General features: G+C 62.8%; 27 protein-coding genes. 21 read left to right on the top strand and 6 right to left on the bottom strand.

Annotation, left to right across the window (positions count from 1 at the left end; translation table 11 throughout):
* Window positions 1–4 precede the first annotated feature (4 nt).
* The 9 genes from CO664_RS23410 (at window position 5) to CO664_RS23450 (ending at window position 8031) form a co-directional block, all read left to right on the top strand.
* Window positions 5–472, top strand: a complete 468-nt coding sequence (locus CO664_RS23410) for a chemotaxis protein CheW (RefSeq protein ID WP_097540060.1) — start codon at window positions 5–7, stop codon at window positions 470–472.
* Window positions 469–1377 (top strand): protein-glutamate O-methyltransferase, encoded by a 909-nt coding sequence (locus CO664_RS23415; protein ID WP_037423864.1) that lies wholly within the window; start codon window positions 469–471, stop codon window positions 1375–1377. The genes CO664_RS23410 and CO664_RS23415 overlap by 4 nt, the downstream gene beginning before the upstream one ends.
* A complete protein-coding gene (cheB, locus tag CO664_RS23420; RefSeq protein ID WP_097540061.1) occupies window positions 1374–2426 on the top strand; it encodes a protein-glutamate O-methylesterase CheB in 1053 nt (350 codons plus the stop codon). Before CO664_RS23415 ends, cheB begins: the two co-directional genes overlap by 4 nt.
* A complete protein-coding gene (locus tag CO664_RS23425; RefSeq protein ID WP_012706841.1) occupies window positions 2426–2815 on the top strand; it encodes a response regulator in 390 nt (129 codons plus the stop codon). Before cheB ends, CO664_RS23425 begins: the two co-directional genes overlap by 1 nt.
* A complete protein-coding gene (cheD, locus tag CO664_RS23430) occupies window positions 2812–3366 on the top strand; it encodes a chemoreceptor glutamine deamidase CheD (RefSeq protein ID WP_037423868.1) in 555 nt (184 codons plus the stop codon). Before CO664_RS23425 ends, cheD begins: the two co-directional genes overlap by 4 nt.
* A 61-nt stretch (window positions 3367–3427) precedes the next feature.
* Complete coding sequence (locus CO664_RS23435) at window positions 3428–3820, top strand: hypothetical protein (RefSeq protein WP_037423870.1); 393 nt, start codon at window positions 3428–3430, stop codon at window positions 3818–3820.
* A gap of 203 nt (window positions 3821–4023) precedes the next feature.
* Entirely contained in the window at window positions 4024–5703 is a 1680-nt protein-coding gene (fliF, locus tag CO664_RS23440) for a flagellar basal-body MS-ring/collar protein FliF (protein WP_097540062.1), read from the top strand.
* 839 nt (window positions 5704–6542) lie between these two features.
* A complete protein-coding gene (locus CO664_RS23445; protein ID WP_097540063.1) occupies window positions 6543–7280 on the top strand; it encodes a helix-turn-helix transcriptional regulator in 738 nt (245 codons plus the stop codon).
* Between the two features lie 10 nt (window positions 7281–7290).
* Window positions 7291–8031, top strand: a complete 741-nt coding sequence (locus tag CO664_RS23450) for a helix-turn-helix transcriptional regulator (protein WP_097540064.1) — start codon at window positions 7291–7293, stop codon at window positions 8029–8031.
* A 181-nt stretch (window positions 8032–8212) separates the two neighbouring features.
* Here the strand turns inward: CO664_RS23450 and CO664_RS23455 are convergent, their stop codons facing one another.
* From CO664_RS23455 to motA, 6 genes are all read right to left on the bottom strand, one after another.
* Window positions 8213–8659, bottom strand: coding sequence for a hypothetical protein (locus CO664_RS23455; protein WP_097540065.1), 447 nt, complete (start codon window positions 8657–8659; stop codon window positions 8213–8215).
* Window positions 8656–9738, bottom strand: a complete 1083-nt coding sequence (gene flhB, locus CO664_RS23460) for a flagellar biosynthesis protein FlhB (protein WP_037423880.1) — start codon at window positions 9736–9738, stop codon at window positions 8656–8658. The genes CO664_RS23455 and flhB overlap by 4 nt, the downstream gene beginning before the upstream one ends.
* A 188-nt stretch (window positions 9739–9926) precedes the next feature.
* Entirely contained in the window at window positions 9927–10958 is a 1032-nt protein-coding gene (gene fliG, locus CO664_RS23465; RefSeq protein WP_097540066.1) for a flagellar motor switch protein FliG, read from the bottom strand.
* Window positions 10959–10985: 27 nt separating this feature from the next.
* A complete protein-coding gene (gene fliN / locus CO664_RS23470) occupies window positions 10986–11546 on the bottom strand; it encodes a flagellar motor switch protein FliN (RefSeq protein WP_176536653.1) in 561 nt (186 codons plus the stop codon).
* Between the two features lie 54 nt (window positions 11547–11600).
* On the bottom strand, window positions 11601–12548 hold the full coding sequence (locus CO664_RS23475) for a FliM/FliN family flagellar motor switch protein (protein WP_097540106.1): 948 nt from the start codon (window positions 12546–12548) through the stop codon (window positions 11601–11603).
* 5 nt (window positions 12549–12553) lie between these two features.
* A complete protein-coding gene (gene motA, locus CO664_RS23480; protein ID WP_097540068.1) occupies window positions 12554–13429 on the bottom strand; it encodes a flagellar motor stator protein MotA in 876 nt (291 codons plus the stop codon).
* Window positions 13430–13611: 182 nt separating this feature from the next.
* Between motA and CO664_RS23485 the strand changes: the two genes are divergently transcribed.
* The 12 genes from CO664_RS23485 to flgH all read left to right on the top strand — a co-directional run bounded on the left by CO664_RS23485 (window position 13612) and on the right by flgH (window position 22146).
* Window positions 13612–14391 (top strand): DUF1217 domain-containing protein, encoded by a 780-nt coding sequence (locus CO664_RS23485; protein ID WP_097540069.1) that lies wholly within the window; start codon window positions 13612–13614, stop codon window positions 14389–14391.
* A gap of 1 nt (window position 14392) precedes the next feature.
* Window positions 14393–15118: a flagellar basal-body rod protein FlgF gene (flgF, locus tag CO664_RS23490; protein WP_037423892.1), complete on the top strand. Its 726-nt coding sequence runs from the start codon at window positions 14393–14395 to the stop codon at window positions 15116–15118.
* Between the two features lie 71 nt (window positions 15119–15189).
* Entirely contained in the window at window positions 15190–16590 is a 1401-nt protein-coding gene (fliI, locus tag CO664_RS23495; RefSeq protein ID WP_097540070.1) for a flagellar protein export ATPase FliI, read from the top strand.
* A 2-nt stretch (window positions 16591–16592) separates the two neighbouring features.
* Complete coding sequence (locus CO664_RS23500; protein ID WP_097540071.1) at window positions 16593–17144, top strand: flagellar protein; 552 nt, start codon at window positions 16593–16595, stop codon at window positions 17142–17144.
* A gap of 179 nt (window positions 17145–17323) precedes the next feature.
* A complete protein-coding gene (flgB, locus tag CO664_RS23505) occupies window positions 17324–17704 on the top strand; it encodes a flagellar basal body rod protein FlgB (protein ID WP_037378607.1) in 381 nt (126 codons plus the stop codon).
* A 5-nt stretch (window positions 17705–17709) separates the two neighbouring features.
* The gene (gene flgC, locus CO664_RS23510; protein ID WP_064253875.1) at window positions 17710–18129 is read left to right on the top strand and encodes a flagellar basal body rod protein FlgC; all 420 of its coding nucleotides are present in this window, start codon (window positions 17710–17712) and stop codon (window positions 18127–18129) included.
* On the top strand, window positions 18129–18464 hold the full coding sequence (locus CO664_RS23515; RefSeq protein ID WP_097540072.1) for a flagellar hook-basal body complex protein FliE: 336 nt from the start codon (window positions 18129–18131) through the stop codon (window positions 18462–18464). Before flgC ends, CO664_RS23515 begins: the two co-directional genes overlap by 1 nt.
* An 11-nt stretch (window positions 18465–18475) precedes the next feature.
* Window positions 18476–19264, top strand: coding sequence for a flagellar basal-body rod protein FlgG (flgG, locus tag CO664_RS23520; RefSeq protein ID WP_014761102.1), 789 nt, complete (start codon window positions 18476–18478; stop codon window positions 19262–19264).
* Window positions 19265–19281: 17 nt separating this feature from the next.
* Window positions 19282–19791, top strand: coding sequence for a flagellar basal body P-ring formation chaperone FlgA (gene flgA, locus CO664_RS23525; protein ID WP_082912413.1), 510 nt, complete (start codon window positions 19282–19284; stop codon window positions 19789–19791).
* On the top strand, window positions 19788–20903 hold the full coding sequence (locus CO664_RS23530) for a flagellar basal body P-ring protein FlgI (protein ID WP_097540073.1): 1116 nt from the start codon (window positions 19788–19790) through the stop codon (window positions 20901–20903). Before flgA ends, CO664_RS23530 begins: the two co-directional genes overlap by 4 nt.
* The gene (locus CO664_RS23535) at window positions 20900–21439 is read left to right on the top strand and encodes a MotE family protein (protein ID WP_037423907.1); all 540 of its coding nucleotides are present in this window, start codon (window positions 20900–20902) and stop codon (window positions 21437–21439) included. Before CO664_RS23530 ends, CO664_RS23535 begins: the two co-directional genes overlap by 4 nt.
* Window positions 21436–22146 (top strand): flagellar basal body L-ring protein FlgH, encoded by a 711-nt coding sequence (flgH, locus tag CO664_RS23540; protein WP_037423909.1) that lies wholly within the window; start codon window positions 21436–21438, stop codon window positions 22144–22146. The genes CO664_RS23535 and flgH overlap by 4 nt, the downstream gene beginning before the upstream one ends.
* Window positions 22147–22170 lie beyond the last annotated feature (24 nt).

A 22170-nucleotide genomic window follows, 5' to 3' on the forward strand; every position in this document is an offset into this window, starting at 1 on the left:
TACTATGACCTATGTCGCAAAAAATCTGACGACTGGCGGACGGGAGCTGATCGCTTTCCGCGCCGGCGGCCAGGAATTCTGCGTCAACGTAATGTCGGTCCGCGAAATTCGCGGCTGGACGCCTGCGACCGCGATGCCGCACGCGCCGAGCTACATGCTCGGCGTCATCAACCTGCGCGGCGCGGTGCTGCCGATCATCGACTTTTCCGCCCGCCTCGGCATGAAGCCGGCCGAGCCGACGGTCCGTCATGTGATCATCGTCGCCCAGGTGAAGAGCCAGGTGGTGGGGCTTCTGGTCGATGCCGTCTCCGACATCCTGACCGTCTCGGATGGCGACATCCAGCCGACCCCGGATATCGCGTCGGACTTCGAAAGGAGCTTCGCGCGTGGCGTCCTGGCAATCGAGGGGCGGATGATCTGCCTGGTCGAACTCGACCAGGTCTGCCCGCAAGAAGAAAGGGAAGCGGCATGAGGGCCCAGGCCACCTTCGAACAGAAGCTGTCGCCGGACGAATGCCTTGCGGCCGGCGAATATCCGCTGACCCGCCGCGACCTCAGCGAAATTGCCGCGATGATCTATGCGGATGCCGGCATCTACCTGAACGAATCCAAGGCGTCGCTGGTCTATTCGCGGCTGTCGAAACACATCCGCAACCTCGGCCTCAAGGGCTTCCGCGACTATTGCCAGCTCGTCGCCTCGCCGGCCGGTGCTGCGGCGCGCCGCGACATGCTCTCGCATCTGACCACCAACTTCACCCGCTTCTTTCGCGAGAACCATCATTTCGAGCATCTGAAGACCGACGTGCTGCCGGGCCTCATCGCCCGGGCGAAGAACGGCGGCCGGGTCCGCATCTGGTCGGCCGCCTGCTCGGACGGCCAGGAGCCCTATTCGATCGCGCTGACGGTGCTGTCGCTGCTGCCGAATGCCGCCGAATATGACTTCCGAATCCTCGCGACCGATATCGATCCGAAGATCCTGGCGCTCGCCCGCGCCGGCGCCTATGACGCGACGGCGCTCGAAACGGTAAGCCCCGCCATGCGCAAGCAATGGTTCAGGGAGGTCGAGGTCAACGGCCGCGGCAAGTGGCAGATCGATGACCGCGTCAAGCGGCTGATCACCTTCAACGAGCTCAATCTGATGGCGCAATGGCCGCTCAAGGGGCCCTTCGACGTGATCTTCTGCCGCAACGTGGTGATCTACTTCGACGAGCCGACGCAGATGAAGATCTGGTCGCGATTTGCGGGCGTGCTCGACACGGGCGGCCATCTCTATATCGGTCACTCGGAGCGCGTCTCGGGGGATGCCAAGACGATCTTCGACAATATCGGCGTCACCACCTATCGCCACACCGGCAAATTCCATGGAGGTCGGGCATGAACGCTCCCGCCCGTGTTCTCGTCGTCGATGACTCGCCCACCATGCGCGGGCTGATCTCGGCCGTGCTCAATGCCGATCCGGAGGTGAAGGTCGTCGGTCAGGCGGCCGACGCGCTCGAGGCTCGCCAGGCAATCAAGCAGCTGGATCCCGATGTCGTCACCCTCGACATCGAGATGCCGAACATGAACGGCCTCGAGTTCCTCGACAAGATCATGCGGCTGAGGCCCATGCCGGTCATCATGGTCTCGACGCTGACCCACAAGGGTGCCGAGGCGACGATCGCCGCGCTCGAAATCGGCGCCTTTGATTGCGTTGGCAAGCCGCACCCCGGCGATCCGAATCCGTTCGGTGGTCTGGTCGACAAGGTCAAGGCGGCGGCGCGCTCGCAGCGCAAATCGATGATCACCAGCAACCGGGCAGCATCGACGCCGGCCGTAAGCAGCGCGTCCAACTACAAGGCGGGCCGCAAGATCATCGCGATCGGCGCCTCGACCGGCGGCGTGGAGGCCCTGATTGCCGTCCTGCAAAAGTTCCCGGCAAATTGCCCGCCGACGGTGATCACGCAGCACATGCCGCACACCTTCACCAAGAGCTTTTCCGAACGGCTGAACCGGCTCTGCGCGCCGACCGTCCAGGAGGCGACCGACGGCGCCCGTCTCGAGGTCGGCAAGGTCTATCTGGCGCCCGGCGGCGACCGGCACCTTCAGGTCGCCAATGCCTCCGCGCCCTGCTGCCGGCTGGTTGACCGGGAACCCGTCAACGGGCATCGCCCGTCGGTCGACGTGCTGTTCGATTCGGTTGCCGAATTGGCGGGGCGCAATTCGATCGGTGTGATCCTGACCGGCATGGGGCGCGACGGCGCGGCCGGCCTCCTCAAGATGCGGCATGCTGGGGCGCGCACCTTCGGACAAAACGAAAAGACTTGTGTCGTCTATGGAATGCCCAGAGTGGCCCACGAATTGGGCGCTGTCGAAACGCAGCTCCCCCTCGGATCGATCGGGGAGGAGATACTGAAGACGGCAGCAGCCCGGAAGGAAGGAAGCGAATAATGTCCATCGCCGAAAAGATTAAGGTTCTGATCGTCGACGATCAGGTCACGAGCCGACTGCTCCTGGGCGACGCCCTGCAGCAACTGGGCTTCAAGCAGATTACTGCCGCCGGCGACGGCGAGCAGGGCATGAAGATCATGGCGCAAAACCCGCACCACCTGGTCATCTCGGACTTCAACATGCCGAAGATGGACGGTCTCGGCTTGCTGCAGGCGGTTCGCTCGAACCCGAACACCAAGAAGGCGGCCTTCATCATCCTGACCGCTCAGGGCGACAGGGCGCTCGTCCAGAAGGCCGCCGCGCTCGGCGCCAACAACGTTCTCGCCAAGCCGTTCACCATCGAAAAGATGAAGGCAGCGATCGAGGCGGTCTTCGGGGCACTGAAATAATGTTGGAAGCTGCCGGCAGGCGTGTGCATGTCATTCAGGGCGAGTTCAAGGTCGTCAACGATCCGGATGTCGTTCTCTCGACCATTCTCGGCTCCTGCGTGGCCGCCTGCATGCGCGACCCGGTGGCGGGCGTCGGCGGCATGAACCATTTCCTGCTGCCCGGCTCTTCGACGTCGCCGGCCTCGGCCGGTGACGCGACGCGCTACGGCGTGCATCTCATGGAATTGCTGATCAACGGCCTCCTGAAACAGGGCGCGCGCCGCGATCGGCTCGAGGCGAAGATCTTCGGCGGAGCCAGGACGATTGCGCGCTTCTCGAATGTCGGCGAGCAGAACGCCGCCTTTGCACGGCAGTTCCTGCTCGACGAGGGCATCCGCGTCGTCGGCGAGAGCACCGGCGGAGAGCATGGCCGCAAGCTGGAATATTGGCCGGTCACCGGTCGTGCCCGCCAATACGCGCTGACCGGTGTCGAAGCCCAGCGCGCCATCCATCAGGACCAGCGGCCCGCGCCTGCGCCGAAGCCGGTGGAAAGCTCGATCGAGTTCTTCTAATCGCGCCGTCGGGCGAGCTGGCGGCTCGGACGCCAAGATTTCTTTCAACGTGAGAAAAACGATGCACACCGACCACCAGAGCTATATGCCTCACGCGGAAGAATCGCTGCCGGACGTGTTGATGCGCATCGTCACCGAACTGCACGACGTCGCCTATCTCATCGAGCGGATCGAGCCGCAGCTCGCAGGCGGTCACGATGGATCCGCGGCCGATCCGGCCGACAGGATGATGGTCCTTCAGGGTATCGACCTTGCGGTCCAGAAGACCCGGGGCCTCGCCGAATTCATCGACACGATCACCGCATCGATCCCCGACACGTGCCTCGTGGACATCTCGACGGCCGTCAACCTGGTCAAGCTAGCCGACATGAAAAAGGCGCTCGGCAGCGGCCTTTTACGCCACGGCCACTCGCAGCCGCTCACCAAGGCCGCGGGCGATTTCGAGGCGTTTTGACGTTAGATGATAGGGGCGCCTGAGTCGCCCCTCGACCATCATTCTTCTGCTCCGTCAAGTTCGCGCAAGTTTCGCCGCCTAGCTTCGCTTCCGGGGCTGGTAGATTCGCGCATATCGATACCTGCTTACCAGAATGTTTGATCCTCGCATGATGCCGTCGAGTGCCGGCAAGGGTGCCATGCGATACTGGGTGCGGAAACAGAATGAATCTGTTCGATCAATTCTCGACGTTCACGAAAAACCTGAGCAATCTCGGGCAGAGCAAGCTAATCGCGCTCGCGGTGGCCGGCATCGTCGCGATCGGCTTCGTCCTCGGCGCTGCGATCTACGTCAACAAGCCAGCCTATGAAACGCTCTATGTCGGCCTCGAGCGCAGCGATGTCACCCAGATCAGCATTGCGCTTGCCGAGGCGAATCTCGACTTCGAGGTCGGCGCGGATGGCGGCAGCATCCAGGTGCCGGTCGGCATGACCGGCAAGGCTCGGCTGCTTCTGGCCGAGCGCGGCCTGCCGAGCAGCGCCAATGCCGGCTACGAACTCTTCGACAATGTGGGCTCGCTCGGACTCACCTCCTTCATGCAGGAGGTGACCCGCGTTCGTGCATTGGAGGGCGAGATTGCCCGCACCATCCAGCAGATTTCCGGCATCGCGGCGGCCCGCGTCCATATCGTCATGCCGGAGCGGGGCAGCTTCCGAAAGGCCGAGCAGACGCCGACCGCATCGGTGATGATTCGTGCGAGTGCGACCGTCGGCCGGAGCGCCGCCTCGTCGATCCGCCATCTTGTCGCTTCGTCCGTCCCGGGTCTCGATGTCGACGACGTCACCATTCTCGATTCGACCGGCCAGCTCCTTGCCTCGGGCGACGACCCGGCAAACAGCGCCCTCAACCAGTCGCTCGGCGTCGTGCAGAACGTCCAGTCCGATCTCGAGAAGAAGATCGACAACGCGCTTGCGCCCTTCCTTGGCATGGACAATTTCCGCACCAGCGTCACCGCTTCGCTCAACACCGATGCACAGCAGATCCAGGAGACCGTGTTCGACCCCGAATCGCGGGTCGAGCGCTCGACGCGGGTCATCAAGGAAGAGCAGAAATCCAGCCAGCAGCAGCCGGACAACGCCGCGACCGTCCAGCAGAACGTGCCCCAGGCGGCGCCGCGCGGCGGCGCCGGCCAGCAGTCGAGCGACGAGGCGGAGAAGAAGGAAGAGCAGACCAACTACGAGATCAACAGCAAGACGATCGCGACCGTCAAAAACAGCTATGCGATCGAGCGGCTGTCGATCGCCGTCGTGGTCAACCGCGGCCGCCTGGCAGCGATGGTCGGCGAGGGGGCCGATCAGGCGAAGATCGATGCCTATCTCCAGGACATGCAGAAGATTGTCGCGTCCGCTGCCGGTGTCGATCCGAACCGCGGCGACGTCGTCACGCTGAACGCGATGGATTTTGTCGAGACGCAATTGCTCGACCAACCGGTGGCCGGGCCGGGCGTCATGGAAATGCTGACGCGCAATCTCGGCGGCATCATCAACTCGCTGGCCTTCATCGTCGTCGCCTTCCTGGTCGTCTGGCTGGGCATGCGGCCACTCGCCCGCCAGATGGGCTTTGGCGGTCAATCCGGTCAGCTCGAAGGCGAGGGCGCCGGTCTCGAATTGCCGGATTTCTCTCCGGCTGGCGCCGGTGCCGCAAGCGGCGCCCTCATGGAGGGCTTCGGTTCGGACTTCGGCTTCGACAGCACGGACGACCTGCTCAATCTCGGCGACGACAGCAACGGCTTCAATCGCCGCGTCAAGGAGGGCCCGGAGCGCCGGCTCGCGCGCATGGTGGAGATCAGCGAGGAGCGGGCCGCAAAAATCCTCCGCAAATGGTCCCTCGACCGCGCCGCCTAAAATCCTTCGAGGAGGCCGCGGACAATCCCGCCGTACCGGCGGGATTTCGCGTTTCCCTGAGGCAGGAGTGACGTCGGGTCGCATTGCCGCGATGTGACGAGGCGGCGGAAATAGTGTTCGAGTCAATTCCCTGGCATCGGCTGGAGCGCCTAACCTGTCGCAAGAATGCGTGTCGGCGGGGCGAGTCTAGGTGAGGTGCGGATCGAAAAATTTAAAGATAATTTTAACCATACTAGATTCGGACGGGTCGACACCGCCCCTCTATCTGTACCTGTAGACTGCCGCTTGTTTTCCCATGACTCAGCTTAGCTCAGATATAACTATCAAGAATTGAAATAGAGGTTTGTTCTTCTTTGAATCTATACAGGTGCTGTGGCCATCTCTGGCGGTTCGGACTTGGTGCATTTTAGCAACAGCCGCTGTTCGAAAGTAAAGTCCATTCCTCTATATTCGATGCGTGTGAGGCGTTGAAGGCGCTACAAACCACTGGGAAGTGACCGTATCCACCTCTTTGGCGTGTCTCTGGCGTTAGGCAAGAGAGCTGAGATGGGTGCTGGCGTTCCGTGAGATACCAATAAAAATCAAGTGGATACTAAAGCAATCCGGTGGGTGCGCCTGCGCTCTCCACCAGAGGTAAACCGGTAGGTGACTAGCTGCTCTACTTAGGGGTGCGTAAGCAAGTTGTGTCTCAATCACAGTGTTTTTTTAGGGGCGGCGATGTACAGTTTAGATATTGATTCGCGTTCCGGTTTGCGTGTGGGAATGCCGGCTCCGGTGGCTGTCGGCAGGGCAAGAGTAGCTCGCAAGGGGCGTCGAATTCGGCACGGGGGCTGAAAGTCATGGAAATTACACAGACTAGCGCGGCCTGGTCTTTGCAGACCGCCGCGCCGCGCATGAGCAGTCGCGGCATATCGCGTGAACAATTGATCCGCAGGCTCGGGGAAGCTGCCGCGCGCAGCAGCCTCGCCAACGGGCTGGCGATCCTGACGGAATATGTCGGAGCGACCCGCTACCTGCTCGCTCGCCACGGTCTGTCGCAGGACGGCGGACTTGATTTCGTCCTGTGTTCCGATTGGCCCTTCGACGTCGTTCGGCGTCTATCGGGCATCGTCATCGGCCTAAACGCCAGGACGACCGAGTTGGAAAAATGCCTGGCGGCGCTGCAGCCCTGCTTCCAGGTCCTGCCGGACGACATCGATCTGCCGCGCGGGGTCAATCGTTCCTACTGCTCCGTCTCGTTCAATGTCGGCCGCTCCCGTTACTCGTTGATGCTGCTGTTCCCCGAGGACGTCATCCTCTCCCAGGAAGGGCTGCGCGATATCGCCGTGCTCGCAAGCTATCTCGCAAGTTTCAAGGCCGATGGCGGAGTACGGCAGGACCGGGACTTCGAGCTGACCGAGCGCGAGCTCGAATGCCTGTACTGGATTGCCGAAGGCAAGACGAGCGAGGAGATCGCCGTCATCCTCGGCATCTCCCGCAACACGATCAACAACTACATCACCAGCGTCATGCGCAAGACCGCGACGCGCACCAGGTCGGAAGCCATCGCCCACGCCGTCCGGCACAATCTGGTATAGGAGCGCGACGATGATGCACCTGGATTCGGAGAACCGCTCGGACGATGCCCGGCTCGGCCGCAGCGCGCGCGCGGCACGTGCGGCGACTCTGGTCACCCGGCTGCAGGCGATGCAGCGGCAGATCAATGCGAAGAATTTTGCCGTCCTGCGCGTCAATGGAAGAGGGATGCCGGCGACGCGCAAGCTCACCTGCGTCCTGCACAATTGGGGTGCCGCTTCCGAAGCGAATGCGCATGAACTTCTCAAGGTCTACGGCGAGGAACTGCTCCAGCACCTCGATCGATCGCCGCTGGCGCTGCTGTGGGACGGCCAGGGAGAGCATCAGGCAGCCGACGTTCCCGACATGCCGCTTTTCTCGCAGCGGCTGAAGGGGCGGCAGCTCTCCTATTCGGGCATCGCCTTCCCGATACGGCTCGGCGCCCAGGGCAACGGCTATGTGGTCTTCGCCGGCAGCTATATCGACGCGCCGGCGGAACAGATCCTCGACTTGCACGGCCGCTGCGCACAGGTGATGACCGACATGCTGGCGGCCGACGAACGACGCCTGTTCAAGGGCGAGAGCCTCAGCGACCGCGAGATCGCTTGCCTACAGATGGCCGGCGACGGCTATATCAGCGAGGAAATCGCCGAGAAGATGGGCTTGTCCGTTCACACCGTGAACGCCTATCTCGGCGCCGCCACGACGAAGCTCGATTCGGTCAATCGCATCCAGGCGATCGCCAAGGCCATACGGCTCGGCTATATCAGCTAAAATTCGCGAGGCATTTCAGTAAATTGCCCCCTCATCCGGCCTGCCGCCGCAAGCGGGGCGAAGGGGGACTCGCTGCGCCGTCCGGTCTTGCGGGAACAGCAAATATGCCGGCGCGTCCCCTCTCCCCGCCTGCGGGGAGAGGGCTAGCGTGAGGGGCGATTCTGAGGAGACGGCTGCCCGACTAACTCGCTAGCGGCAGAGGATAGGATTTGACGAATTTCGCCTCTTCCAGGCTTTTGGCGAGGAAGGCGGTATTCTCGTCCGGATCGGTCGAGGGATGCTGGAAATTGATGTGGCTGATCTCGATGCCGGCCGCTTCGCCGGCAAGCACGAGGCGCGCATAGACCGTCACGCCGCGGGGCTTCAACTCGAGGTCCAAAATGATTTCGGGGCAGCTGTTCCAGTCGAGATTGTAGTTGCCGCCAAGGCCGAAATTCACCGTCCCCGGCAGGAAGTAGAGTTCCGCCGCCGATTCCACGAGATCGGCGAGGCTCGCATAGGACTCGAACCGCAGGAGCGCGATGAAGTCCGCAGCGTCGATCAGGCGCAGTTCTGTCGCTACCGGACGAATCGCCTCTGCCACTAGTCTTTCGCGTTTTTCGGAGAATTCGCACTTCTTCAAGATCATGTCACCCGTTTTTGTTGCGGCTGAACTGCGTAAACCCGGTGAATGAGTTCGGCGACTGCCTTGTAAAACACCGGTGGAATGACACTATCTACCGAGACTTGTGCAAACATGGAGCGTGCGAGCGGCGGATCCTCGAAGACCGGAATGCCGTTTTTCTCGGCGATCTCGCGGATCTTCAGGGCGACAAGATCCTGCCCCATGGCGACGACGACGGGCGCATCGTTTTCTTCGCGCACGTAGCGCAGCGCGACCGCATAGTGGGTCGGGTTGGCGATCACCAGCGTGGCACGCGGCACGGAGCCGATCATGCGCTTGCGGGCACGATCCCGCTGCATCGACCGCAGTCGCGACTTGACGATCGGATCGCCCTGCGACTGCTTAAGTTCCTCCTTCACCTCCTGCTTCGTCATCCTCAGCTCGCTGTACCAGTGATGCCGGGTCCAAAAGAGATCGACAATCGCCAGCACCGCGGTGGCAAGCAGCACGACGGTGACGATCTGCTTCAGGTCGGAGGTCATGGTGGCGAAGATCGTCACCGGATCCGAGAACATCAGATCGAGCGTGGCGAAATAGTCGTTCCACAGCACCAGGACGACGATGAGCGACACGACGATGATCTTGAACAGCGACTTGGCGAACTCCACCAGCCCTGGAACGCCGAAAATGCGCTTGAAGCCGGCGATCGGCGACACGCGGTTCATGTTGGGCATGATCCGGTCGAGCACCGGCCGCGGCAGGTTCTGGAAGATCGACGAGCCGACGCCGAAGATGATGAGCAGCAGGAAGATCGGAATGACCAGGCCCGCCGACTTCAGGATGACGTGCGAGATCAATCCGACGGCATCCGTTGCCGTTTCGAGCCGCCAGGCTTCCGGCTGCTCGAATATGTCCTTGAGAGCCTCGGCCGTGCTCGCCGCACCATCGGAAAGAAAGAAGACGATGAAGATGTAGACCGCGAGGGTCGAGGCGAAGGCGGTCACTTCGCGGGAAAAGGGGATATTGCCCTTCTCGGCCGCATCGGAGAGTTTTTTCTCCGACGGCGCTTCCGTTTTACTGTCCTTGTCCTGATCTTCCGACATGAAACAGGAAGTTCCCATCCTGGCCAGGAGCCGCGGCCACCCTCAATCGGCCGAGGCCGACGTGCTCCACAACCCTTGTCGTGGACCGCGCGTGCCTCATGCGCAAGAGCCGAAAGCCAAGAAGGCGGCCGGCTCAACAGAAATCAGACAAGTGGAAGGGGTGAGACCCGCCTGGGAAGAATCCGCGATCAGGCGGCTTCCGATTCCTTTTCCTTGAGCTCCAGCTGCCCGCTGGCCGCAAGCCGAATCGCTTCCTGGGTGATCGAGCGCCGGGCGATGGCGATGTCACGCGGGTTAATGCCGGCATCGCCGACCGCAAGGTCCGATTCGATCATGCGCCGCTGGCGTGCGCCGACGGATGCGAGGACCGATTCGCGCAGTTCCGGCGCCGAGCCCCTGAGCGCCATGGTGATGATGTCGGTCGAGACGTCGTTGAAGAGCTGCACTCGGCTTCTCTGCGGCATGTAGAGAATGTCGTCGAACAGGAAGATCTTCGGCCGAACTTTCTTGGCGGAATCGGTGTTGATCGTTTCCAGCGAGGCGAGCAGCGTGTCCACCTGCTTCTTCTCGAGTTCGTTCATCACCTCGGCGATCTTCGCCGGGCCGGGCGAATTGCGCTCGGCCTCCATCGCGTCGATCATCTCGATGACGCGCGTCTCGATGATGAAGGCAGCCTTCGGGCTGACATTCTTCATGTTGACGGCGCGGTTGAGAATGTCCGGGCGCTGTTTGTCCGACAGCTGCAGCAGCACCTTGGCGCCGAAGCTAGAAGGCATCATCGAAAGCACATAGGCGATCGTCTGCGGATGTTCCTTGGCGAGCGAGTCGGCAACGGCGACCGGATCGCATTCCTGCAGCCGGTCCCAGATGCTTGCCTCGTAGGACTGGAAGGTGGCGCGCCGCCCCAGCAGGCCGTCGACCTCGTCCGGCGTCAGGCCCTCTTCGAGAATGCTCTCCATCGCCTTGGCGTTGTCCATCAGGCCGGCGCCTTCGGTGAACAGATCCTCGAACTCGTTGACCAGCGCCTCGAGCTCGTGGGGAGGGATGGCGCGCAGCGACTGGGCCGCGGCGATGATTGCCTGCAATTCGCTCTGCGTGAAGAATTTCAATAGTTTACCGGCCACGGATTTCCCCATGGCGAGCAGCACGGCGGCGGCCTTTTCCGTCTGACTGAGCGGTGTTGCCAGTGCCTGCCCTTCGAAACTTTCGAAATCCATCATGGATTCATCCCTCGCCCGATCATCGGGCTATTTCTTGCTGCCCTTTATCTCGATGAGCTTGACGCCGAACCGGGTCACGTCGCCCTCGAGTACGGTAATCTCGCCACGGCCGATCACCCGGCCGTTGACCATGATCTCGACCGGCTCGCCGATCCTGCGGTCGAGCGCGATCGTTGCGCCCTCGGTCAGGCCCATTAGGCCGGAGACCTGCATTCGACTGGTGCCGAGGACGATCTGGACATCGATCGGAATGTCCATGATCAGGTCCATATTGGACGCCATGCCGCTGCCCGGCGCAGCACCGAAATCGTCGCCGCCGAAATCGCTGCCGGCAAAACCGGCACCCATATCGAGACCGCCGCCGAGGGACGTGTCAGCGAAATCGCCGCCGAAGCCGCCGGCACCGAGATCGCCGCCGAAATCCCCGGCCTGGCCAAAAGGTTCGGCGGCAGCGAAATCGCCGCCGAAATCCGTTGCCGCACCGTCCTGCTTGAGAACGCCGCGCAGGTCGTCGATTGCCTGGTCGAGCTCGGCGTCTCCCGCAAAGGCGGCCTGTTCTTCGATGGATGCTGCTTTCTTGCGTACCATGTGCGGATTATTCCAGTTGAAGCTTGCCTCAGGCATTCTGCGATGCGAGGCCGGTTAACTCATGATGTGGCGAAGGATGTCCTCTTCGGACCCGTGCGTGTCCTTGATGCGGACCGTGTATCGCGCCCCCGACCGGCCGAACTCACAGACATAGAGATCGCGACCGTTGGCGTTGACCTCGACCCGCACGTCCTGGCCGTCATGGAAGGGGATCACGTCTCCGGGCTGCAGCCGGCTGATCGTATCGAGCGTCAGGTTTTCCAGTTGGATGCGCGCCTCGAGCGTCACGGCCGAGCGGCGAATCTGCTCCTCGAGCTGCTCGCTCCAATCCGTCTTCATACTGTCGTTTTGTCCGGCGCTCCGGGACGGGACGATCTGGGTCTTGAGCAGCACGCTTTGCGGAACGATCACCGAAAAGGTGGAAAGCACCGGCCCCAGCCCGCAGGTCATGTCGATCGAGGCGGCGTAGACGTCCTCGATGGCCGGGTCGGGCGGCAGCCGTTCGGCACCGTTATGTGGCCGGTCGACCACCGGCTCGAAGCCGCCCGGCGCATTGACCGCCATGCGCACGACCTCGGCGATGGCCTCGAACACCGGCACCGCCACGTCGATCTCGATCTTTGAGAGTGCCCGCGGCAGCGGCTCCTCGATGTCGGTGGGCTCGGCGCCGAGCAGGGCTTCGACGAGAGTGATGAGAACCGGGCTGTCGCAGCCGATCTGGAAATCGGCGCACCAGTTGCGCAGCGAAACGTCGCTGAGCAGAACCGCTTCTCCGAGTTCGGCGATGAGTTCGTTCCTGAGCCCCATCTTGAAGCCGGCATAGCCGATGGCAATGTCGTGTCCCGTCTCCTGCTTGAGCAAATCGGGAAGCCGGTCGCTGAAGACATGGCCGAGATCGAGAGCGATGCGGCCGATGGTCTTGTCGTCGCCGAGCGCGCCGGTCATGCGCGCCAGCAGTCTCTTGTCGAAAGCGTAGACGTTCGATGCGGTGCTCGGATTCATGATGTTCAAGCCGCCTTGCTTTCGCCGCCGCCCGGGTTCATCATCTCCTGCTCGACCGCATCGATCGACGGTCGCTCATAGGCGGAGATCGTCTTGCGACCATATTCGAGGGCGACCTGGGGAACGGAGCCATTCATGTAGGCAAGCAATGTCTGCTTGACGATGACGTAGAGCCGGTTCTGCTTTTCGCGCACGGCCTTGATGTTGGCGACGAGCGGACCGACGATCGAGTAAGAGAGGAAGACGCCGAGCAGCGTTCCGACGAGTGCGGCGGCGATCTTCGCGCCCAGCACTTCCGGTGCCTCGCTGATGGCGCCCATCGCCTTGATCACCCCGAGAACCGCCGCAACGATGCCGATCGCCGGCAGCGCATCGCCCATGCTCGTCAAGGCGTGATAGCACTTCATCTTGTCATGAGTGATCGTATGGATCTCCTCGTCCATCAGCGCCTCGATCTCGTGCGAGCGGGCATTGCCGATGATGATGAGCCGCACATAGTCGCAGATGAACGCCGTCAGCTCCTTGTTCTGCAGGACGGTCGGCGCGGATTGGAAGATCGGCGATTCCTCCGGGTTGTCGATGTGGGCCTCGATCTCGTTGCGCGACTTGGTTCTCAGGTCGCGCATCAGGCTGTAGAGCACGCCGAGCGTGTCGAGGTAGTGGCGCTCCTTCGGCACCTTGTGCCTGAACGCCTCGCCGAGCGCCTTGCCGGTATCCTTCACCACCTTCATCGAGTTGGCCATGATGAAGCCGCCGATGCCGGCCCCGCCGATGATCATCAGCTCGAAAGGCTGGTTGAGGACTTCCAGGTGACCGCCCATGGCGAGGTAGCCGCCGAGGATACAGCCGAAAGTCACAAGGAGCCCGATGATGATGTTCATTGTCGATACCTGTCGCGATCGTGATTTACCTACGACGGAATAGGATTTCTTCCTTGCGTGAGGCTGGCCGTGAGGCCCGCTCGCGACCGCCGCGCCGAACAGGTTCGCGCAAGCCAATAGAGGCAGGATTCGGCAAGGTCGGGCCATCGCGCCGGGCCGCCATTCCGGACAGGCGAGCGATCGTGACCACGACCTATACGAGCTACAAGCTGATAACCGCCGACCTTACGAGCTCGCTGGAGCGGGTCTCCGAGGAGCCGCAGGTGGCCCGCGAGACGGAATACTACCTTTCCAGGATCGGCAGCATCAAAACGCTCGACGAGTTCTTTGCCGACAGCCGGCTCTATGACTATGCGATGAAAGCGCACGGGCTGGAGGACATGGCCTACGCCAAGGCCTTCATGCGCAAGGTGCTGACGGAGGGTGTCGACAGCGAGGACGCCTTTGCCAACAAGCTGGCGGACAGTCGCTACAAGGCCTTGGTCGAATCGCTCAATTTCGCCCGGCATAGCGAGACGGCCACCTCCTTCGAACGCGCGCAGAAGGGCGTCGTCGACAAATACACGCGCCAGACGCTGGAGCAGAATGCCGGCGAGGAGAATACCGGTGTCAGGCTGGCGCTCTATTTCGAGCGCACGGCGCCATTGCTCACCAGCGGTTACGAGATCATTGCCGACGAGGCGCTGGCACAGGTGGTGCGGACGGCGCTGCAGCTTCCCGAAGAATTTGCCGCGGCCGACGTCGATCGGCAGGCAGAAGCTTATGAGGAAGCAATCGACCTCAAGGATTTCCAGGATCCGGTGAAGCTCGCGGCCTTCATCGATCGCTTCACCGCCCTTTGGGAGATCAGCAATTCTTCCGACGGCTACGATCCCCTTGCGGTTTTCGGTTCTTCGAGCGGCTACGGAATTTCCCCCGACCTGCTCCTCTCCATCAACAATCTGAAACTCGGGGGACACTGACGTGCAGACCGGCCTCTATGTGGCGCTTTCCTCGCAGATGGCGCTTGAGAAGCGCTTGAACACGCTTGCAGACAATATCGCAAATGCCAACACGGTCGGCTTCCGTTCCACGGAAGTGAAGTTCGACCAGGTGCTCGGCGATACGAAGCCGACCCGCGTTTCCTACGTGTCCGAAGGCGAGGAATATCTGAGCACCAGCAACGGCGCCCTGGCGCGGACCGGTTCTGCGCTCGACTTCGCCATAAAGGGGAACGCCTGGTTCAACATCGACACGCCCGGCGGCCCGGCGCTGACCCGCGACGGCCGCTTCACGCTGACGGAAACGGGCGAACTGGTGACCCTCAAGGGATATCCGGTGCTTGATGCGGGCGGTGCGCCGATCCAATTGAACGGCGGAGCGGGCGAGATCACCGTCGGTGCCGACGGGGCTATCCACCAGAACGGCGCCCAGGTCGCGCTGCTTGGCCTCTACGAGGCGGATTTCTCCAGCGGCTTCGTCCGCTATGACAACAGCGCTGTGATGCCGGCCGCTCAAGCGCAACCCGTCGTCGACCGCTTCGATGTCGGCGTGATGCAGGGCTTCCTCGAAGAATCGAACGTCAATGCCGTCCAGGAAATGACGCAGCTCATCATGGTGACCCGCGCCTTCGACAATGTCACGGCCCTGATGCGCGACAGCGAAGGGTCGCTTGAAGAGGCGATCAAGACGCTGGGCGGCGAGCGCTAGGCGAACGAAGGAAAGTGTGAAGCGGCTCCCGGCGAGACAGCCGGGCCGGGCCGATCGCAACGGGAACCTGCATGGAAAGACAAGGCTCTGACATCATTCCGGCTTCGACCTCGTTGGCGGCGCTTGCCGGCCTCGTCGAGCGCTATGCCAAGCCCGATTTTTCGATCGCTCCCGGCGGCCATGTCCAGACGATCTCGCCGGGGCATTATACCGTCAGCGGTCTTTCCCGGCATGTGCGGCTCGGGGATTTCGTGGCGCATAAGAGCGCGACCGGCACCCATCTCGGCGAAGTCGTGCGCGTCGAACCGGAGCGGGTCGTCGTCTGCCCGATCGAGCCCGGCGATCCGATCGGCATCCACGATACCGTCATCCGCAAAGGCGCTTTCCGCATCGCGCCGACCGACAATTGGTGCGGCCGTACGATCAATGCGCTGGCCGAGCCGATCGATGGTCTGGGCCCGCTGATGCAGGGCGATATTCGCCGTTCGATCTCCAATACCGCGCCGCCGTCGATGACCCGCAGGCGGGTCGAACAGGGGTTCAAGACCGGTGTGCGCGCCGTCGACATCTTCTCGCCGCTCTGCCTCGGCCAGCGCCTCGGCATCTTCGCCGGCTCCGGCGTCGGCAAGTCGACGCTGCTTTCGATGCTGGCGCGTGCCGACGCCTTCGACAAGGTGGTGATTGCGCTGGTCGGCGAACGCGGCCGTGAAGTGCGCGAATTCATCGAGGATACGCTCGGCGACAATCTCGCCAAGTCGGTTGCCGTCGTCGCCACCAGCGACGAGAGCCCGATGCTGAGGAAAATGGCGCCGCTGACGGCGGTGACGATCGCCGAGCACTACCGCGACAAGGGCGACAACGTTCTCCTGATCGTCGACAGCGTGACGCGCTTCGCGCATGCGATCCGCGAGGTGGCGACGGCCGCCGGCGAGCCGCCGATCGCCCGCGGCTATCCGGCTTCGGTCTTCACCGAATTGCCGCGCCTGCTCGAGCGTGCCGGCCCCGGTGCAGAAGGCGCCGGCACGATTACCGCGATCATCTCGATCCTGGTCGACGGCGACAATCACAATGATCCGGTTGCCGATTCGGCCCGCGGCATTCTCGACGGTCACATCGTCCTCGACCGCAGCCTCGCCGAGGAAGGGCGCTATCCGCCGATCGATCCGCTGGCCTCGATCTCGCGCCTGGCAAGAAAAGCCTGGACGCCGGATCAGGAAAAGCTCGTCGCGCGGCTGAAGTCGCTCATTCATCGCTTCGAGGAGACCCGCGACCTGCGCCTGATCGGCGGCTACCGCGCCGGCGGCGACCCCGACCTCGACATGGCGATCAAACAGGTTCCCGTCATCTATGACGTCCTCAAGCAGACGCCCGGCGAGCGGTCCGCCGCCGACGCCTTCACCGACCTTGCCAATGCGCTGAAGGCAGCCGCCATGGGCAACCAGCCCGCCTCAGGCATCCGGGCGAAGGGATAGCAATGACCGACAACGAAGCGGACGAAATCGTCCATCAGCGCCGGCGCGACGCCAAGATGCCGTTGACCGACAAGGTTCTCGGCGCGATCGGGTTGGCCATGGCCGCCTTTGCGACCTTCTTCCCCTGGTACGCCTTCCTGCACCAGGATCAGTTCTCGATCCCGCCGCTCTGGCAGGGAACGACGCGGGATCTGCCGGAGCGCCCCGGCCGCGGCGTTGTATCGGTTTCGCCGCTGGCGATGACCGACATGGACAAGGAGACCGCCGCGGCGATCGACCGGCTGACGACGGCGACTGTACCCGGGCTGGAGCATCAACCGGCGGCGGCCGCACATGAGCCGGAAGCCGGCCTGGAACAGCCCTTTCCCGAGCCGTCTGGCTTCAAGCTGATGCACGTCGCCAATGGAAGAGCGCTCATCGAGGACGCCACCGGCATGTATATCGTCCGGGTCGGTTCGGTCCTGCCGGACAACAGCCGGCTTGCCACCTTCGAAGAGCGCAACGGCCGCTGGGTGATGATCACCTCCAAGGGCGAGGTCGTCGAGTCCAGATAGAGCGCTACGCTGCATCTCGCCTCGGAGCTGCCGCGTACGGCAGTATCTGCGAGGCGGCGCTTCGCCGCCAAAAAGCCTCGGCGAGAATTCGTCGCTCTTGGTTCCTTATCCCGGTTTCTCGACAAGTCCCACGCAAGATTACCCGCCTAGGGTCCTCCTCATCTCATGAGGAGTATTCGATGGATCCGATTCAACTTTTCGAACTCGCGTCGCGCCAGGCCCAATGGTTGACGGTCCGCCAGAATGTCGTTGCCGGCAACATCGCCAATGCCAATACGCCGCATTACCAGGCCAAGGACGTCCAGCCCTTCGAAACCGTGCTCCAGAACACCGGCATCCAGATGGCGGCGACCCATCGCGCCCATTTCACCGAAAGCCCCGATGCCGCGCAGGTGACCGAGGTCAGCATGATCGACGATGTCGCGGTGCAGCAGTCCGGCAATACCGTCGCGATCGAGCAGGAAATGATGAAAACGGGCGAAATCAAGCGCGACTACGAACTCAATTCCGGGTTGGTGAAGTCCTTTCACCGGATGATGCTCATGACGGTACGGAAATAACACCCATGGATCCTTTGACCTCGGCACTCAAGGTTTCGGCTTCGGGCCTGCAGGCGGAATCGACGCGGTTGCGCGTCGTTTCCGAAAACATCGCCAACGCCCGCTCCACCGGCGACGTGCCCGGCGCCGACCCCTATCGCCGCAAGACGATTTCCTTCGCCGCGGAAGTCGACCGGGCGAGCGGCGCGTCGCTTGTCGAAATCCAGCGGCTCGGCACCGACGATTCGAATTTCAGCATCGAGTTCGACCCCGGCAACCCGGCGGCCGATGAGAAGGGCATGGTGAAAATGCCGAATGTCAACGTCCTGATCGAGATGGCGGACATGCGCGAAGCCAATCGCGCCTACGAGGCCAACCTGCAGACCATCAAACAGTCCCGCGATCTCATCTCCCAGACAATCGACCTGTTGAGGGCTTCGCAATAATGATCGATGCAATTCAGTCCGTCGGCGCGTTTTCGAACCTGAACGAGGCCGAAGGCACCAGCCCGACCGCCTCGACCGCGCTTTTCCTGCCGGGTGCCGCAGCTGCCGCTCCGCAATCGCAGAGCTTCGCCGAAGTCCTCGGCAACATGACCACGGACGCCATCCGCTCGATGAAATCGGCGGAAGGGGTGTCGCTGCAGGCGATCCGCGGCGAGGCGAACACGCGTGAGGTCGTCGATGCGGTGATGAGCGCGGAACAGTCGCTGCAGACCGCGATCGCCATCCGCGACAAGGTCGTTACCGCCTATCTCGAAATCGCCCGCATGCAGATCTGAAGGAACGTGACATGAAGGCCCTTTCCATCGCCGCCACGGGCATGAACGCCCAGCAGCTGAACCTTGAAGTCATCGCCAACAACATCGCCAACATCAACACGACCGGTTACAAGCGGGCGCGCGCGGAATTTTCGGACCTGCTCTACCAGACGGAGCGCGCCCAGGGCGTGCCGAACCGCTCCAACCAGGCAATCGTGCCGGAAGGTGCGATCGTCGGCCTCGGCGTCCAGACGGCCGCCGTCCGCAACCTCCATGTCCAGGGCAGCCTGGTCAACACCAGCAACGATCTCGACCTTGCGCTTGTCGGCCGCGGCTGGTTCCAGGTCGAAACGCCCAATGGCGAAACGGTCTATACCCGCTCGGGCGCCTTCAACACCAATGCCACCGGCCAGCTCGTCACCATCGACGGCTATACGGTGGTTCCCGGCATTACCGTGCCGCAGGACGCGACCGAGATCACCGTCTCCGCGTCCGGACAGGTCCTCGTCCGGATCGGCGACGCGACCGAGACTCAGGAAATCGGCCAGCTGACGATTGCCAATTTCGTCAACGAAGCCGGACTGGAGCCGCAGGGCGAAAACCTCTTCAAGCAGACCGCGGCATCCGGCGAGCCGATCGTCGGCACGCCGGCCGACCCCGGCTTCGCGCAGGTCAAGCAGGGCTATCTGGAATCGTCCAACGTCGATCCGGTCAAGGAAATCACCGACCTGATCTCGGCCCAGCGCGCCTACGAAATGAACTCCAAGGTCATCCAGGCCGCAGACGAAATGGCCGCCACGGTGAGCAAGAACCTCAGGTAACGGGAAGAGGGGCAAACATGATGTTTCGCCGATCCGCCGCAAGGGTAGCAGTCGAGAGCCGCAAAGCGCGCTTGATGCGATCGCTCGCATCTGCGGCGATCGCCGCCGCGCTGCTGTCGCCGGGGCTCGCTGCCGCACAGCAGCCGACCGCCGTCATCCCGAAGCAGACCATCTATCCCGGCGAAACCATCGAGGCGAGCATGCTGGAAGTTGTCGACGTGACCAATCCGGATATCACCGACGGCTATGTCGGGTCGCTTGAAGAGGTCGAGGGCAAGGTGACGAAGCGCACGCTTCTGCCGGGACGGGTGATCCTCACCTCGGCGCTGCGCGACCGATACGCGGTCGAGCGCGGCTCGACGGTTCGGCTGATCTTCAACAAGGGCGGGCTGACGATCACCGCCGCCGGCTCGCCGCTTGAAGACGCAGCGATCGGCGAACTGATCCGCGCCCGCAACATCGATAGCGGTGTCATTGTGTCGGGGACGGTGATGGCCGACGGCACGATCCATGTGGTGGCGAAATGATGGTGCGCATTTGTAAGTGGTTGCTGACCGTGTCCTTGCTGTTCGCGGCGACATTGACGCCCGCCTATGCCGCGTCGCGCATCAAGGACGTGGCCTCGCTGCAGGCCGGTCGGGACAACCAGCTGATCGGTTATGGCTTGGTGGTCGGGCTGCAGGGATCCGGCGACAGCCTGCGCTCCTCGCCGTTCACCGACCAGTCGATCCGCGCCATGCTGCAAAATCTCGGCATCTCGACCCAGGGCGGCGAGTCTCGGACGCGCAACGTCGCAGCGGTCCTCGTTACCGCGACGCTGCCGCCCTTCGCAAGTCCCGGCAGCCGCGTCGACGTCACCGTCGGTTCGCTTGGCGACGCGACGTCGCTGCGAGGCGGCACGCTGGTCATGACGTCGCTTTCGGGTGCCGACGGGCAGATTTATGCGGTGGCCCAGGGCTCGATCGTCGTCACCGGCTTCAGCGCCCAGGGCGACGCGGCCGCTCTGTCGCAGGGCGTGACCACGGCCGGCCGCGTTCCGAACGGCGCGATCATCGAGCGTGAGCTGCCGTCGAAATTCAAGGACGGCTTCAACCTGGTGCTGCAATTGCGCAATCCGGACTTTTCCACCGCCGTCGGCATGGCGGCGGCGATCAACAAGTTTGCCGCCGCGCAGTTCGGCGGCCGCATCGCCGAAGCCTTGGACTCGCAGTCGGTCCTCGTCCAGAAGCCAAAAATGGCCGACCTCGCCCGGCTGATGGCCGATATCGAGAATCTCGTCGTCGAGACGGACGTGCCCGCGCGCGTCGTTATCAACGAGCGGACGGGCACGATCGTCATCGGCCAGGATGTGCGCGTCAACGAAGTCGCGGTCAGTTACGGCACGCTGACGGTGCAGGTGACCGAAACGCCGACGGTGGTGCAGCCGGCGCCCTTCTCGCGCGGCGAGACGGCGGTCGAGCCGAATACCACGATCGAGGCGCAGGCGGACGGCGGCACCGTCGCGATCCTCAACGGGTCGAGCCTTCGCTCGCTGGTCGCGGGCCTCAACAGCATCGGCGTCAAGCCGGACGGAATCATCGCGATCCTGCAGAGCATAAAGACGGCGGGAGCCCTACAGGCGGAGCTTGTGCTGCAATGACCGGAACTCTCTCCCATCTTCTCGGCACATCTCGCCGCACGCTCGTGGCCGCGGCCGCGGCTACGCTGATGCTGACAATGCCGGGCGCCTTCGCACAGGACGTCACCGCGCCGCCGGTCGAAAACGGTGCAACGAACGAAATCCAGCAGTTCTGCACCAATATCGCCGACGCGGCGCGGGACCAGCGCTATCTGCTGCAGCGCAAGGACCTTGAAACCTTGCAGGCGAGTGTCGACGAACGCATCGCGGCGCTGGAAAAGCGCCGGGCCGAATACGAGGACTGGCTGAAACGCCGCAACGATTTTCTGAAGCAGGCGGAACTCGGGCTCGTCGATATCTACAAGACGATGAAGCCCGATGCGGCCGCCGGCAAGCTCGAGATGGTGCGCCCAGAGATCGCCGCTGCGATCGTCATGAAGCTGCCGGCGCGCCAGTCCTCGCTGATCCTCAGCGAGATGAGCGACGAAAAGGCCGCGGTGCTCACCAACATCATTTCCAGCGCCAGCGACCCGAACACCTCGAAGGAGCCATCATGAGACTGCAACTGACGGCCCTTCTGGCCGCAAGCCTCCTTGCAGGATGTCAGAATCAGGCGTTCAAGGAGATCGGCCAGGCGCCGTCGATGAGCCCGATCGGCAGCGGCCTGCAATACACCCAGACGCCGCAGCTCGCCAGTTATCCGAAACAGCCGCATCAGATGACCGCCGGCTATTCGCTGTGGAACGACCAGCAGGCCGCTCTCTTCAAGGACGCCCGCGCCATCAATGTCGGCGATATTTTGACCGTCGACATCCAGATCGACGACAAGGCGTCCTTCAACAACGAGACAGACCGCAGCCGCACCAATTCCAGCGGCTTCAATCTCGGCGCCGCTGGCGAATCGCAGACCAGCGACTTCGAATGGTCCGGCAATCTCAAATACGGATCGAACACCAAGACCGAAGGGGACGGCAAGACCGAGCGCTCCGAAAAGCTCCGGCTGCTCGTCGCGGCCGTGGTCACCGGGGTGCTTGAAAACGGCAACCTGCTGATCAGCGGTTCGCAGGAAGTGCGCGTCAACCACGAATTGCGCATCCTCAACGTCGCCGGCATCGTCCGGCCGCGGGATGTCGATGCGGACAATATCATCTCCTATGACCGCATTGCCGAGGCCCGCATCTCCTATGGCGGCCGCGGCCGGCTGATGGAAGTGCAGCAGCCGCCATGGGGCCAGCAGGTCGTGGATCTCGTCTCGCCGATCTGATCGGGTGACATCCAGTACCGGAAC

The sequence above is a fragment of the Sinorhizobium sp. NG07B genome, from assembly GCF_002532005.1.
Taxonomy (GTDB): Bacteria; Pseudomonadota; Alphaproteobacteria; order Rhizobiales; family Rhizobiaceae; genus Sinorhizobium; species Sinorhizobium fredii_C.